Annotated in this window: 13 protein-coding genes; 11 read left to right on the top strand and 2 right to left on the bottom strand. The window is 30.9% G+C overall.

Annotation, left to right across the window (positions count from 1 at the left end; translation table 11 throughout):
- Positions 1-111: 111 nt before the first annotated feature.
- The gene (locus AAC008_RS02220) at positions 112-996 is read right to left on the bottom strand and encodes an AraC family transcriptional regulator (RefSeq protein WP_339887151.1); all 885 of its coding nucleotides are present in this window, start codon (positions 994-996) and stop codon (positions 112-114) included.
- Positions 997-1470: 474 nt separating this feature from the next.
- Here AAC008_RS02220 and AAC008_RS02215 point away from each other — a divergent pair, with 474 nt between their 5' ends.
- Positions 1471-2313: an RteC domain-containing protein gene (locus AAC008_RS02215; protein ID WP_339887150.1), complete on the top strand. Its 843-nt coding sequence runs from the start codon at positions 1471-1473 to the stop codon at positions 2311-2313.
- A 33-nt stretch (positions 2314-2346) separates the two neighbouring features.
- Here AAC008_RS02215 and AAC008_RS02210 read toward each other — a convergent pair whose 3' ends face one another.
- A complete protein-coding gene (locus AAC008_RS02210) occupies positions 2347-3063 on the bottom strand; it encodes a hypothetical protein (RefSeq protein ID WP_339887149.1) in 717 nt (238 codons plus the stop codon).
- Between the two features lie 402 nt (positions 3064-3465).
- On the opposite strand from AAC008_RS02210, the gene AAC008_RS02205 reads away from it, so the two are divergent.
- The 10 genes from AAC008_RS02205 to AAC008_RS02160 all read left to right on the top strand — a co-directional run bounded on the left by AAC008_RS02205 (position 3466) and on the right by AAC008_RS02160 (position 14696).
- Positions 3466-5148: a tetratricopeptide repeat protein gene (locus AAC008_RS02205; protein WP_339887147.1), complete on the top strand. Its 1683-nt coding sequence runs from the start codon at positions 3466-3468 to the stop codon at positions 5146-5148.
- Between the two features lie 222 nt (positions 5149-5370).
- A complete protein-coding gene (locus tag AAC008_RS02200) occupies positions 5371-5658 on the top strand; it encodes a helix-turn-helix domain-containing protein (protein ID WP_339887146.1) in 288 nt (95 codons plus the stop codon).
- 367 nt (positions 5659-6025) lie between these two features.
- On the top strand, positions 6026-6745 hold the full coding sequence (locus AAC008_RS02195) for a transcriptional regulator (RefSeq protein ID WP_339887145.1): 720 nt from the start codon (positions 6026-6028) through the stop codon (positions 6743-6745).
- A gap of 255 nt (positions 6746-7000) precedes the next feature.
- Positions 7001-7612, top strand: a complete 612-nt coding sequence (locus AAC008_RS02190) for an ATPase (protein WP_339887143.1) — start codon at positions 7001-7003, stop codon at positions 7610-7612.
- Between the two features lie 76 nt (positions 7613-7688).
- A complete protein-coding gene (locus AAC008_RS02185; RefSeq protein ID WP_339887142.1) occupies positions 7689-8309 on the top strand; it encodes a hypothetical protein in 621 nt (206 codons plus the stop codon).
- A 245-nt stretch (positions 8310-8554) separates the two neighbouring features.
- Positions 8555-9772 carry a DUF4297 family anti-phage-associated protein gene (locus AAC008_RS02180; RefSeq protein ID WP_339887141.1) on the top strand — a complete coding sequence of 406 codons (1218 nt, stop codon included), beginning with the start codon at positions 8555-8557 and terminating at the stop codon, positions 9770-9772.
- Positions 9772-11547, top strand: a complete 1776-nt coding sequence (herA, locus tag AAC008_RS02175; protein WP_339887140.1) for an anti-phage-associated helicase HerA — start codon at positions 9772-9774, stop codon at positions 11545-11547. Before AAC008_RS02180 ends, herA begins: the two co-directional genes overlap by 1 nt.
- A gap of 293 nt (positions 11548-11840) precedes the next feature.
- Positions 11841-12641: a hypothetical protein gene (locus AAC008_RS02170; protein WP_339887139.1), complete on the top strand. Its 801-nt coding sequence runs from the start codon at positions 11841-11843 to the stop codon at positions 12639-12641.
- Complete coding sequence (locus AAC008_RS02165) at positions 12641-13498, top strand: nucleotidyl transferase AbiEii/AbiGii toxin family protein (protein ID WP_339887138.1); 858 nt, start codon at positions 12641-12643, stop codon at positions 13496-13498. Before AAC008_RS02170 ends, AAC008_RS02165 begins: the two co-directional genes overlap by 1 nt.
- A 22-nt stretch (positions 13499-13520) precedes the next feature.
- Positions 13521-14696: an MBL fold metallo-hydrolase gene (locus AAC008_RS02160; protein ID WP_339887137.1), complete on the top strand. Its 1176-nt coding sequence runs from the start codon at positions 13521-13523 to the stop codon at positions 14694-14696.
- The last annotated feature ends 2 nt before the right edge of the window (positions 14697-14698 follow it).

The following is a 14698-nucleotide window of genomic DNA, read 5'->3' as shown; positions in this document are numbered from 1 at the left end:
AAAAAAATTAACTACTGTAAAATTCCAAAAAATATACTCATAACACTATGCAAATCAAGCATTTCGTTATCCCATTCCAAAACAGAAAACAGACAACCGACAACCAACAACTCACCCCCTCAAAAGTTCACTCGGCGAAAACCCATACTTTTTTCGAAAAGCCTTATAAAAATTCAAATACACCCCAAAACCACACTGAAACGCAATCTCCTTTAAAGGTAAATCAGTTTGCAAAATGAGTAAATACGCTTTCTTCAACCGTTCATCTTGATAAAACTGATACACACTGGTATGATAATGCTCCCGGAATCCATGACGTATTTTGTGCTCCTCACTACCAAACAGTAAGGCAAGCGACTTTAATGAAGGCAACTGAACATCTAAATGCTCCAAAATATAAGCATGAACTTGGGCAATCACAGCAGCTTCAGCTTTAGCTTTCTCAGTCGCTACCGAAGGAATCTGCTTCAAAAAAGGAGTGTCTTTTAAAATAACTTCAGCAGATAATACAAACACGAACGGATTGACAAGGCTACTACTAACCGAACAAAACAAAGGCAACTTAAATCCATCCACAGTTAAAAATAGCAATTCAATGGTAAAAAAAAAAGGAGCATCACTTCCTACTTGTTGAAGTAAATCGTTCCAAACCAACTTAGAAGAATCATCCAACAAGCTTTCAAATTGCAGACTCTGAATCGCTTCTGATTCATACTTTAACCGATTTGCAACAGTAAAATTAAATTCGACTATTCTATAATGGGTATCCAATACAAATACAAACTGGGACAAATGCAGAAAATTTGAATAAGGGATAACCATACCTTGCTCCAAAACCAACGAGCGAATTCGCTCACCTTGCTCTGATAAAGACAATAAAATGGAGTCATATTCATCATCCAAACTGCCAATATCCAAAGCAACAGTTTTTCTACCGGTTGCTAAGTCAAACAACAACTGATAAATAATCTTGAGTTTTTCCTTTTGATTTGGCATGGACATACAATAGAATTTGATAGATTTTGTGACGCTAGAAGTAGTAAAAAGTGAAACAAACCTATCAAATTATACCAATTTAAACTAAAACTTAGGTATTGGATTCTAGAATCAAACACCCAAATTTCAAGAAAAATGCAAAAATAAATACAGCTAAAAAAGAGAGAGTTTTTCAACAAATACAATGCTTCAATAAGAAAATGAAACCGTTATGAACAGTGAAAAAAGCTCAATTCAAAAAATTGAAAAGCTCTCAGTTCAAAAATGAAAAGTACTATGCATTTCTTAAATACTAACTATGCAATTCCAGAATTGCACACCCAAACAATTGCTTCAAACAAAAAACAAACTTAGTTTTACCAACGCCAAAAGCAACCAAAATTGAATAAAGTCCAAGGGAAAGTAAAATAAAATTTTAACACAGTTCCAAAGTCCCTCTCTTAAGGAGATGGATTTAGGATGAGGGAAACAACCATGAAAAACTACGCAAACCAACTCCTCAATCAACTCGATCAACAACTCACTAAAATCATCCCATTAGTGGAAGAAGACCCTATTCAAAATTGCTCGCTAGCAATCAATATACTGATGGAAGGTTACGAAAACCTAAGAACCACTTATATCGGCCGTAAAACTAGTCAAGAAGAAGAAATGGACTTCTTCAAAAAGGATAAACCTAAATTAACAAGCCAAATAATCTACTTCAACGAAATATATACTATTGAATCCAACAAACCGGTAGCTTCAGAAAAAACCATTCGAAAGTACTACGCCAACCAACTAAAAAAACAAGAACAATTTTTTATCGATAACGCTGAATTTTACAGATATTATCGAAATGGAAATCAATACTTAGATGATAAATATTTTTTAAGAAATCAAATGGATAACAAATGGATGATGGATACCTTCTACTTTCAAATAGACAAATCATTTGCAACATCACACGATTACAAAGTAGCTCAGATTTTAGCCTACGAAAAACTGCAAATCTACCTGATTGAAAAATTAAAAAGATCAACAGTATCAAAAAATAGCAGTCAAGAAAAAGTATTAAAATGGACAGGCTCCAAGGTGGGAATAATTGAATTAATTTATGCCTTACACACAGAAGCTGTATTCAATCACGGAGCAGCAGATATTAAAGAAATTGTGCAAGGGTTCAGCAAAGCATTTGACATAGATCTTGGTCAGTTCCACCGAACATTTTACGAAATCACTAACAGAAAATACGAGCGTACTAAATTCATAAGTGTACTAAAAGAAAACCTGATAAAAAGAATGAATCAAGTAGATGAACACCAAAGGCTACCCTAGCGGATAGCCTTTTTTTAAAATAAGAATGGTTGCTTACTTGTTTTCTATAATTCCAGCTTTCAAAGCAGTAAGTATCGCATGAGATTTTCCGTACTGAGCACCTTCAACAGCTCCGGTAAATTTCGCATTCAACCAATACCAGTCAAGATCAGTATTTTTCTTAGGTCTTTTCTTTTTAGCATAAACACTATGTCGAATGATTGATGTTACCGTCAACAGATACTCCTTCTCGCTAGCTGAAAGCTCACCAGAATCCTGTATTGTCGATTCGTAATGGACAATGTAGTTATGAATGTCGATATAATCCTCATCATTGTCCACTTTAGACAAGACAGTCTCTACAAAAAGGCGAAAGTCTTTTTTAGCTGTAGTATTTAGTGTTAAATCATCAACAATGGAATCAAACGCACCATGGCTATCAGAAACCAAATAAACAATTCGGCTTTGTGAAACTAAATTGTAATTGGCAGATAAAAAATCATCAAAAAATGGATGAATACTAGCTTTCAAGTTAACTTGACTAACAATACTGTCTACTGTTTTGGGTAAATTGGAATCTGCAAAATAAGAAGTAGAAATATCATAATGAACTTGACCTACAAAATCATACGAGTTAGTAGGATTCAACGGAAGTAAGTCTTCTGATTTCTTGCCAAGAGTATTGTTTTCAGAACTAGTTAGTTCAGATTTTGTTGTTTCACAAGAAACAAAGAGCAAAGCTACGAGTAAAATAAGGAAATAATTTTTCATGTTGGTTTAAGTGTTAAATATTACTGATTTATTTTTAATCAGTTCATTTCTCCCGGGGTAATCTGAACAGTATTTTGCTTGGTTCTACCAAAGTAAAACCGGTTGAATTCGAGAACAAAACTATCGGCTCAAATCCACCCCCACAACACAACTACTAACGAATTTCCGAATTCAAACTAGTGTATTCTAGAATCCAATACAATTAAAAACACTAGTCTTTATCAATAAAATAGGACAAGATTGAATATGCCACTAAGTTTAAAAACATCGATTCATTTACAGATTAAAATGCTTATAATTTTGATGTACTTTCAATTAAAAAAAATTAATATTTTTACTGAACCAATTTCAACTTCCCAAACTTTTTAAATAGTAAGTTCAACTAAACCTTAACCAACTGAAATGAATAATTTTATATTTAGCGTAGCATTCACAATTTTCTCTTTAACAAATGTTCAAGCAAAACAGATTAATCCAGGTGACAGTCTGTCCAATAAAAACTACCAATATTTTGTAGAAAAAGTAATAGAATTTCGAACGGATAGCATCAAAGCACAGCAGTTAGCAAAATACTGGCTCAAAAAAGCAGATGAGGAAAAAAACCTAGTGCAGCAAACCAAAGCATATAAAGCATTAATCCATTTTGTAGATAAAAAATATAGAATGATTTATGCAGATAGCTTACTTGAAAAAGCGAAAGCAACTAAAAACAACGATATATTGGGGAGTGCTTACCTTACAATTGGTGCAGCACATTATGATAACAATGAATACACAAAGGCACTAGATCTATATATTCTAGCCAACAATTATATAGCGAAAACAAATGATCAATACTTAATCCACAAAGTAAAATATACCATTGCTCTAACAAAACATTTCTTAGGCTATTACGATGAAGCAATTGCATTGTTAAATCAATGCATGAACTATTTTAAAGAAGAAAATGATTTGGGCTATTTAAAATCAATGCACATAATCGCATTGTGTTACACACAAATTGAAAGATATGATCATTCTTCATATTTCAATAAACTGGGTATGGAACTATCCAGTGAATATGAAATGGATGATATGATTCCTTACTTCAAAAATGCGGAGGGTATTAACCTTTGCAAACAAAAAGACTATGAAAATGCAATCAAATTATTGAAAGAATCAAAACCTCATTTTGAAAAAGTAAACGACAATGCTACGCTGATTACAACCCAATTTTTTCTCGGAAAATGCTATTGGGAAATAAACGAAAAAAATAAAGCGGTTACATATTTTACAAAAGTACATGATGGGATTCAAACAAAAAAGTACAGTCGTCCATATCTTCGAGAAGGGTATGAAATGCTGATAGAATATTTTGGAGAAACCAATGAATTAAAAAAGGAGTTATTCTTCATCAAAAAGCTAATAGAATTTGATAAAGAAATAAACCAAGAATTCAAATACCTTACCTACAAAATGCATAAAGAGTATGATACTAAAACATTATTAGAAAAAAAGAGAAAAATCGAAAACGAATTAGCTTCAAACAGAAAGTTATATTTTATAGTAGTAACTCTGTTAACATTAACTTTATGCTTTCTATTGGGTTGGCATCTCTTCAGTAAAAAAAGAGAGAAAGAAAAATTCAATCAAATAATGGCCGATTTAGCAGAAAAAAAGAAGTCAGCAATACTACCATCAATCAACCAAAATACAAACCTTAGTCCGGAATTAACCAAATCACTATTGAAAAATTTGGAGAAATTTGAAAAACAAAAGAAATTCCTTGAAAAAGACATGAATTTGGCAAAGCTTGCCTCATTACTGGATACGAATACCAAATATGCCTCTTTAATAATTGCCGAACAAAGGGAAAAAAAGACCACAACCTACATAAACGACCTTAAAATTGATTACATAGTCGAGTTGTTAATTAGCAATAATAAATTCAGGAACTACACCAACAAAGCCCTGTCAGATGAAGCCGGTTTCGGCTCAACGCAAATCTTCACACTCTGTTTCAAAAACAGAATCGGAATGTCACCCACTTCCTTCATCCAACAGCTAAAATCGGCAAACCAAACCCAACAAAATAACCAACAGTAATTACGCAAAACTTATATGGACTTCCATCATAAGTAAAAAAAATGTGATTTATATGGTGAAATTTTAAAAAATTATTTTCACGTTAAATTATTGATTTTATTGGCAAAAATAAAAATACATTCATTAAAATTAAACTTTTTTGTTTTCCACTTCTGAATCACTTCTGAAACAAAAATTATCAAATCACAGAATTTTGCACCATAACCCAACAAAATTAAAGTTATGGCTATCGAAGTTATTACCCGTGAAGATTTAAACGAATTTAGAACACTATTACTAAAAGACCTGCAAGAGTTAATCCACTCCAAACCAGGTCAAACCAAAAAATGGCTCAAATCCATTGAGGTCCGCAATCTCCTAAACATCTCCCCTGGAACACTCCAAAACCTCCGAATCAACGGAACCTTAACCTACACCAAAATCGGCGGCACCCTCTACTACGACAATGCCGACATCGATAAACTCCTAAACACCAACAAAACAAACGCAATACCCACGCTTTTCAAGTAATTCCCCTCCTCTGGAGGGGTGGCCGAAGGACGGGGTGGTTTGCCATACTGAGCTTGTCGAAGTACCTCCTACGAAGCAGTTCAACTCTTGAACGCAGTTCAAGCAAGACTAATCACCATTCACCATTCACTACTCACTAATTACTAAGGACTAATTACTAAGGACTAATCACTAATCACTAAGGACTAATCACTAATCACTATTCACTAGCAAAATGAACTACATAAAACACCTAACCGGCTTCTTCGAAAAAGTAGTAATAGACAAAGCCCTAAATCCAACCCATGTCAGCCTCTATATGGCCTTATTTCAATTTTGGAACTGCAACCGCTTCATAAATCCAATAAGTATCAATCGCGATGAGGTAATGCGAATAAGCAAAATCAGTTCCAAAGCAACCTATCACAAATGCCTGAAGAACTTGCACAGTTTAGGTTACATCAACTACGAGCCATCCTACAATCCATTCAAAGGAAGTCACGTCATTTTATTCAATTTTTCCGAAGATCTCAAACCAGCCCCAAAAAGTGAGAGAAAACTAAAAAATGAACCAGTTATTGAACCTGTTTCAGAACAAGCTCTAAACAAGTCTTGTACTAGTGATGAAACAAGTAGTGAACAAGCACTAGTACCTTCTATAAACTATATAAACAATACAAACATTTTAAACAATGAAAACGTTTTAAACTTGAACGAGCAAGCAAAAAATGTCATTGCGAAGAATGAAGCAATCTCAAAAAATAATCATTCAGATAAAATTGTCATCCCGAGCGAAGTCGAGGGAACTCAAAAAGAAAAAAAGTTGCGCGAAAAAAAGAAAGGTTTCATTCAACCAAACTTGCAAGAAGTCAAATCCTACTTCCAAGAAAATAACTTTCCAGAACTAGAAGCACAAAAGTTTTTCAATTACTTCTCAAGCAACGGATGGTTAGTGGGTGGAAAAACACCAATGGTCGATTGGCAAGCAGCAGCACAAAATTGGATATTAAACAGCATTAATTTTAATCACAACACCGTCACTAATCCGACAAATCGTCCAAAACACCTCAACACAACAACCGATAAAGACTATTCAGAACCACTTTAGAATTCCCATCCTTTGGAGGGGTGCCCGAAGGGTGGGGTGGTTAATCCGTCAAATCTGTCACCCGAGGCTTTTGCCGAACTGGCGAAGCACATCAGTGTTCCAAAATCTTCGCTTTAGCGAACAAAAAAAAAGGCAAATGAATGATAATATAAAAACCCACTACAATTACCTAGAAATAATTAATAAGCTCGAAGCAAAAGGTTTGATATTAAGAGAAGGATTGCCAGTGGCAGTCAGGTATAAAAATTATAAGTTATGAATACGACATTAAGTTATACAGAAATCATTGCTTGGCTAGAAAAAAAAGGAGTTGAGTTATATGGTAAGAAGTTCAAAATCTTAGAAACAGACCATGAAATAATATATAAACTAATTGCATACTTTTTAAAGGATGAACAAGCTTGTTATCAATTCAACATCGATTTAGAAAAAGGCATCCTACTTTCTGGACCAATAGGCTGTGGAAAAACATCACTGATGAACCTAATGAAATACTTGGCCCAAACAGAAAATAAATTTTCAGTAAAACCATGTAGAGATATAAGCTTTGAATTCATCCAAGACGGCTACGAAGTCATACATCGCTACAGTAAAGGCAAATTATACCAAGCAGAACCAAGAACCTATTGCTTTGACGATTTAGGAACAGAAAACAACATAAAGTATTTTGGAAACGAATGCAATGTAATGGCAGAAATTCTATTAAGTCGATATGATCTATTCATTTCAAAAAAACTCCAAACACACATAACCACAAACCTATCAGCCACAGAAATTGAAAAACAGTACGGCAATCGTGTTCGCTCAAGGCTTAGGGAGATGGTGAATTTAATAGCATATGATAAATCAACACCAGATAAAAGATAAAAGATAAAAATCCGTATAAATCCGCGTTTCGCCTTGGCGAATCCGTTTCATCCGCGTTCCAATAACAAGTAACAACATGAAAACAATAACAACCTTCTGGAACTACTTCCAACAAAACAATTTCGTTTTCCTTCTCCTTGCAGAAATCCCAAAAGACGAACTAAAAGTTCAATTAGACAAACTATTATATTATTTGCATCAATACAACAAAGACCTAGACATCATTATAAAAAACAAAAAATCGGAAGCTGAAATAATCATTACAGCAAACGGAAACCCATACCTATTCAAAGAAGTGGAATTACTAATACATCATGCTCCAAAAATAGAAAGATGGAAAACTACCGCATTCCTCCAACCCGAAACCAACCTAACCAAATACGAAAACGGCACCGACAAACCACTAGAATATTACGGCATAACTTTACGAATAAGCGAAATGTATTTCATACCACTAGAAAACCCAAACAAACCAACCGATTTAGGAATTAGAGTTTTACTCAAAAACTACATAGTCCATAAAGACAACCCTAAACTTAGAGAAGCAGTTTATACACATTTAGAACACTTAATCGGAGAAAAAGCATTTGCCAATGATATTGCATTTATTCAAATAGCCCAATTAGAAGGTAACCAAGAGGATATAATCGAATTATACAATTTAAAATCATACATCGACATTGAAATGAAAAATTAACTTTCGGCAATTAACTCCATTTACTGCCAAAACTTAATAAATATTCTGTTCGCAAAACACTACACAATCTGTAGTAAATCGCAAATGAAATAAAGCAATTTTTGCAAAAAATAAATTGATAACTTGGTTAATAAGTCAAATCGAATCAATTAAAATCATTGGAAATTATTTTATATTTTGGTAAATAAAATTTATTAAAAATAAATTGAAATATTGTGTGAAAGCAATCTCCAATTCCAAAATAGATGACAGACAGAACAGCAACTGATACAATTAAAGGATATTTTTATCAATTTGACCTAGCAATACTCAAATTATTACAATTAGAAGATGATACGCACGAAATTATTATTGAAGGTATTGAGGATGTTGATGTAAAAAATGCTACTGAAGAAACAGCTATACAATGCAAATATCATTCTAAAACTGAATATAATCATTCCGTCATTGCCAAACCAATACGTTTAATGCTTAATCATTTCAAAGAGGTTTTAAATGGCAAAGAGAAAAAAATAAAGTATTTATATTTTGGTCACTTTAAATCGGGGCACGAAAAATTTCCTTCTACAATTACATTAGATTTCTTAAAGTCAAATTTGCTCACTTACAAAAAAGAAAAAGTTGAGTATAAACATTACGAAAAATTAAAATTAAGTGATGAAAACTTAATATTATTTTTAGAAACTTTGGAAATTGATATTAATGCAAAATCTTATGAGGATCAACTTAAAGAGATATTCACTTCTTTGAAAAATCAAAATAATTTTAATAGTGATGATTTTGAAGCTGAAAACTTCTACTATAACAACGCTTTGAAAATCATAAGCAATCTTGCCAAGGAGGATGACATAGCCAATCGAAAGATTACTAAAAAAGATTTTTTAACTCAAATCAATTCTAAACAATTACTTTTTCATAAATGGTTTATTCAATATAAAGGTAAAAAGAAACTACTATCTGATATTAGGTCTAAATATTTTAGTGATTACAATAGTTCTCCATTTGAAAGATTTTTTCTTGTAGAAGTGAATCAAAGTAATTATTTGCGAAGTGATTTAAAATCTATAATTCATTTAATTAGTAAAAAATACTCACAGCTTTCAAAATTAAATCCAGATTCTTTCTGTCCGTATATCCACATATTTGGATTGTCAAATTCAGATTTAATTGAATTGAAAACAGAACTTATAACAGAGAATTTTAAATTTAAAGATGGTTTTGATTTTAACGGCTCAAGTTTCAATCCAAAATCAATTACAGAAAAAGCTACTTATCATAATGGAATTAAAATTAAAATAGTTAATGATTTAAAAGATATTGAACCAATTTTTAATCAAATTTCAAAAACTAAAGAAATATATCATTTCTATTTCGAAACTCCATTTTTTTCGACATCAAATGCAAGTATCAAGCATCTACAAATTCAAATACAAGAAATTAACGACATCAAAAATATAATCTAATGGCAGAAGACAAATTAAATGCTGAAGTAATTGCGGTATTCCCAAACAAAGTAAAAATCAAGGTTGATAAACTTGAAGATTTCAGGATAGCAAACGAATCTTTGAGAGTTGGTTCCTATCTCAAAATTTATGGAAATGATAATGCTATTTTAATGGCAATAATTGAAAATTTCTCGATTGATGTTTCAGAAAAAAATAACGAAGCTGTTAGAACACATATTATAGAAGCAAGTCCGTTAGGAATAATAAAAAATGATAAATTTACAAGAGGTGGCGACGATTTAACCATTCCTCCCAAAAAAGTTGAACCAGCAACCGAAGAAGAAATCAAGAAAATCTATATCGAATCTGTTGAGGATAAAGAACAATTTACTTTTTGCTCATTATCTTCAAATGCAAGCATTAGAATTCCAGTAAATGGTAATAAATTTTTCAATAAGCATATTGCAATAGTCGGTTCTACAGGTTCTGGTAAATCTCATACATTATCTACTATTATACAAACGGCTGTAAATTCTAAAAGCGGAGATTTTACTTTAAATAATTCACACGTAATAATTTTTGATATCCATTCCGAATATAAATCAGCTTTTCCAGATGCTAATTTTATTGATATTGAGAATTTAAAATTGCCATATTGGTTACTAAATAGTGATGAACTAGAAGAAGTGCTTCTAGATACTGGAGAGAGAGATAATTATAATCAATCTTCAGTTTTTAGAAAATTGGTTACCGAAAACAAGAAAAAGCACAATCCTGATAAAACAAAGATATTTTACGATTCTCCTTTATTTTTTGACATAAATGAAGTTCAAAATGCTTTATATAACTTAAAGAATGAAACAAAAAATTCTAAAAGTTCAAATCGATATATGATAGTTGATGATTCTTATACTTGTAATGATAGTAGTACAACTGTTGATACTGGAATATTACTAAATGAAGAACAGAGAATAGATAAATATTTTAATGAAGAGTTTCAATTTCATCCAACTAAAAATCAGAATGTAACTAAAGGAGATTATGCGGAAGGTACTTTAGATAAGTTTTTTGTAAGATTTCAAGAAAAAATAAATCAAGACCGTTTAACTTTCTTATTTGGTGAAGAATCAAAAAAGATTTCTTTCGAAGATACATTGAAAAATATTTTAGGATATAATTCAAATTCCAATGTTACAGTAATTGATTTAAGCGGAGTTCCTTTTGAAGTATTAAGTATTACCGTTTCTTTAATTTCAAGAATTGTATTTGAATATGGTTATATATACAAAAGATTGAGAAACAACATTAATCCAAATGAAAAAATCAATAATGACATTCCAATACTTTTAGTTTATGAGGAAGCACATAAATATGTTCCCAATAGCGATTTAGTAAAATATAGATCTTCAAAAAAATCAATTGAAAGAATTGCCAAAGAAGGTAGAAAATATGGAGTTACTTTACTTTTAGCAAGTCAAAGACCATCTGAAATATCAGAAACTATATTTTCACAATGTAATAATTTCATTGCGATGAGATTGACTAATCCAGTTGACCAAGGTTATGTGAAAAAATTACTTCCTGATAGTTTAGGTTCGTTAATTGAAAAAATGCCATCGTTAAAACAAGGTGAAGCTTTGTTAATTGGGGAATCTGTAATTCTGCCATCGATTGTTCAAATTGATAGATGTAAAAATGAGCCTTCTTCAAATGATATTCCTTATTGGGAATTATGGAAAGAGGAATGGAAAGATATGGATATTGACAAAATTAAAGAGGAATGGTATAAATAAGAAAGTAAACTAAAATTCAAATTGACAGCATAAAAAATTATGCTGAAGTATTCTAAATAGAAGACCTTTTAGAATTGAAGTTAGAAATGAAAGAATAGTTTTTAAGTAACAAATAATGGGCTTACGTTAGTTATACTAATCCAGAAGATAATTTAATGGAAACGGGATGGATAATAAAAAAGTATTTAGATAAGAATTAATTTTCTTAAGCATAAAAAAACAATGATATTTTTTATTACCTTTAACCACAAGATAAACCCCAATTATTAGGGTTTATATTTAAACGATTAGTAATGGCTAGAAGCACCTATATTTCAGAGAACACCACACAAAATCAAATTGATTTTATGTTAATGCTTGATGATAACGAGTTAGACATCTTTACTTTAGAGGAGATTAAGTCAATTGCATCAAGCGAGTTTAAAAACATAAACGAGATAATAGAAAACCTTGTACATAAAAAACTATTATCACGTATAGAAAGAGGCAAATATTGCAGATATAATTTTAGAGACGAAAATGTAATTGGTTGTAAGTTATCAGAAGGTAGTGCAATTGGTTATTGGTCTGCTTTAAATAAACACGGACTTACGGAACAGTTTCCAAATTCTATTTTTATACAAACTACAAAAAGAAAAGCAGAAAAAAGTGTTTTTGGGGTTTCCTATAAATTCATTCAAATTTCCAAATTCAAAATGACCGGTATAGAACAATTAGGATTTGGAAACCATAGCTATCAAATGACCGACGTAGAAAAAACCATCATCGATTGTTTTGATTTACCACAATATTCTGGTGGATATGCTGAATTAATTAGGGCATTCAATCAAGCGGACTTAAATAGTGAGAAAATGATAACGTATTGCAAAGCCATTAAAAATATTGCGATAACTAAAAGAATGGGATATTTGGCAGAATTACTTAATAAAAAAGGTATGAAATCATTCATAAACTTTGCAGTAAAAGAAGTAAACGAAAAATACAACCTATTTGATTCATTCGGTATAGAAGAAGGAGAATTTGAAAAAAGATGGCGATTAAGATTAAACATAAGTAAAGAAGAAATTTTAGACATCTGTAACAAACAATATTAATGATTTTACAAAAAGAAATAGCAACAATTTCAGAACAGCTTGGTGTATCAAAATCGGTAATCGATAAAGATTGGGTATTAGGTCACTTTATTGCAGCAATATTTAACGAACCAGAATTAAAAGAAACCTTAATTTTCAAAGGAGGAACTTGTCTAAAAAAATGTTGGTTTGAAGAGTATAGATTTTCAGAAGATTTAGATTTTACTTCAAAGTCACAAGAATTTGAATTGACACAAAAACATGTAGCATTCATCACAAAACACATTGAAGAAGCTACTGGAGTAAAAACACATATTGTTTCATTAAGACCGTTACAATTTCAAGACAAATTAACAGGATATGAAGCCATAATTAAATTTTGGGGAGCAGACCATTCAAGAAATGTGATGCCAACAACTCCAGACAGATGGCAAACAAAAGTTAAAATAGAAATAATTCTCTACGAAGAAATGATTTTTGAAGTGATTGAAAGAAATGTTAGCCATCCATATTCTGATAAACTAGCATTAGAAAGCACAATTCCTTGCTATAAAATAGAAGAAGTATTAGCTGAAAAAATCAGGGCATTAATCCAACGTTCCTATACAGCACCAAGGGATTACTATGACATTTGGTATTTATCAAATAATTTTCCCGACTTGGATTGGAAAGTGATTGTAGATGCTTTTTACAAGAAAATGAAATTCAAAAATATTGATTTCACAGGAGTAGATCAATTAATCAATGAAAAAAGCGACAAAGCTTTAAAAGGGGCTTGGAAGAATAGTTTGGGTCATCAAATACAACCTGATAAATTACCAGAATACAAAGTAGTCAGAGAAAACCTTCTACAATTGTTTGAACATATTTTTAAATGATAATTACTTAATTTTTTAATAAATGAAAGTTTCAATATATCCAGCAAATAATGGAGATTCATCCCTAATAGAAACAGAAGCATCAATTATACTAATTGATGGTGGTTATGTTGATACTTATCGACGGTTTTTAAAACCAAAGTTTATTGAATTAAACAATGAGAACAAAAAAATATCAAGTATTGTAGTTACTCACATAGACAATGATCATATTTCAGGAGTTATTAAATTTATTGAGGAAAATAAATTTAATGAATTAATTCAAATTGAAAATGTATGGCATAATTCATTTCAACACTTAAAAAATTTAGAAGATGGTTTAACATTTGTAGGTAAATCAATCTCTGATATGATTATAAACTATCAATTAACAGAGGAAACTGATTTAACAGAAAAAAATATATCTGCCGTTCAAGGGTCAACTTTAGCTTCACTTTTGAAAAAATATCATCATAACTGGAATAAGCTTTTTAAAAATAATTTTATTTCTACTGATTCAGAAAAAAAAATTAATATCAACGATATTAATTTTAAAATTTTATCTCCAAATAATGATAAAATCAAAGAGTTAACAAAATACTGGAAAAGAGAATTGTATAAAAAAGGGTTTTCTTCGGATGTAAATTTAACTGATTTTAACGAAGATGTTTTTGAGTATATTCTATCATTAGAAAAAGAGAAAAAACGGTTAGCAAAAAAAAATGTTTCATCAGGTTCCTTACTTAGTATTGAAGATTTATTGAAGGAACAGTTTATTGAAGATGATACAGCAACAAATGGTAGTGCTATAGCTTTCGTAATTGAACATCAAAGTTTTAAACTACTTTTTTTAGCAGATGCCCATCCATCAGTTATTATTCAAAATTTAAAAGAACACTATAAAGAAGAAGAGTTTCCAATAAAATTTGATTTGATTAAAATTTCTCATCACGGCAGCAAGAATAATACAAGTCCAGAACTACTTAAGTATATTGATTCCGAAAAATATATTTTTTCTACAAATGGTTTAATTCACAATCATCCAGATAAAGAGACTATTGCTAGAATAATATCTAGAGAGTCAAAATTCACAAGGACTCTTTATTTTAATTATCCATTAGATACTATTAATGAATTTAAAAATGATAGTTTAAATGGTAAATATAATTATAAAATAATTGAAGGTTTACATGATAAACCATTAGAATTTAATTTTTAGTA

The organism is uncultured Flavobacterium sp., assembly GCF_963975515.1.
GTDB lineage: Bacteria > Bacteroidota > Bacteroidia > Flavobacteriales > Flavobacteriaceae > Flavobacterium.
The sequence above is the reverse complement of the archived record's forward strand: the minus strand, read 5'-3'. Positions and strand labels throughout refer to the sequence as shown.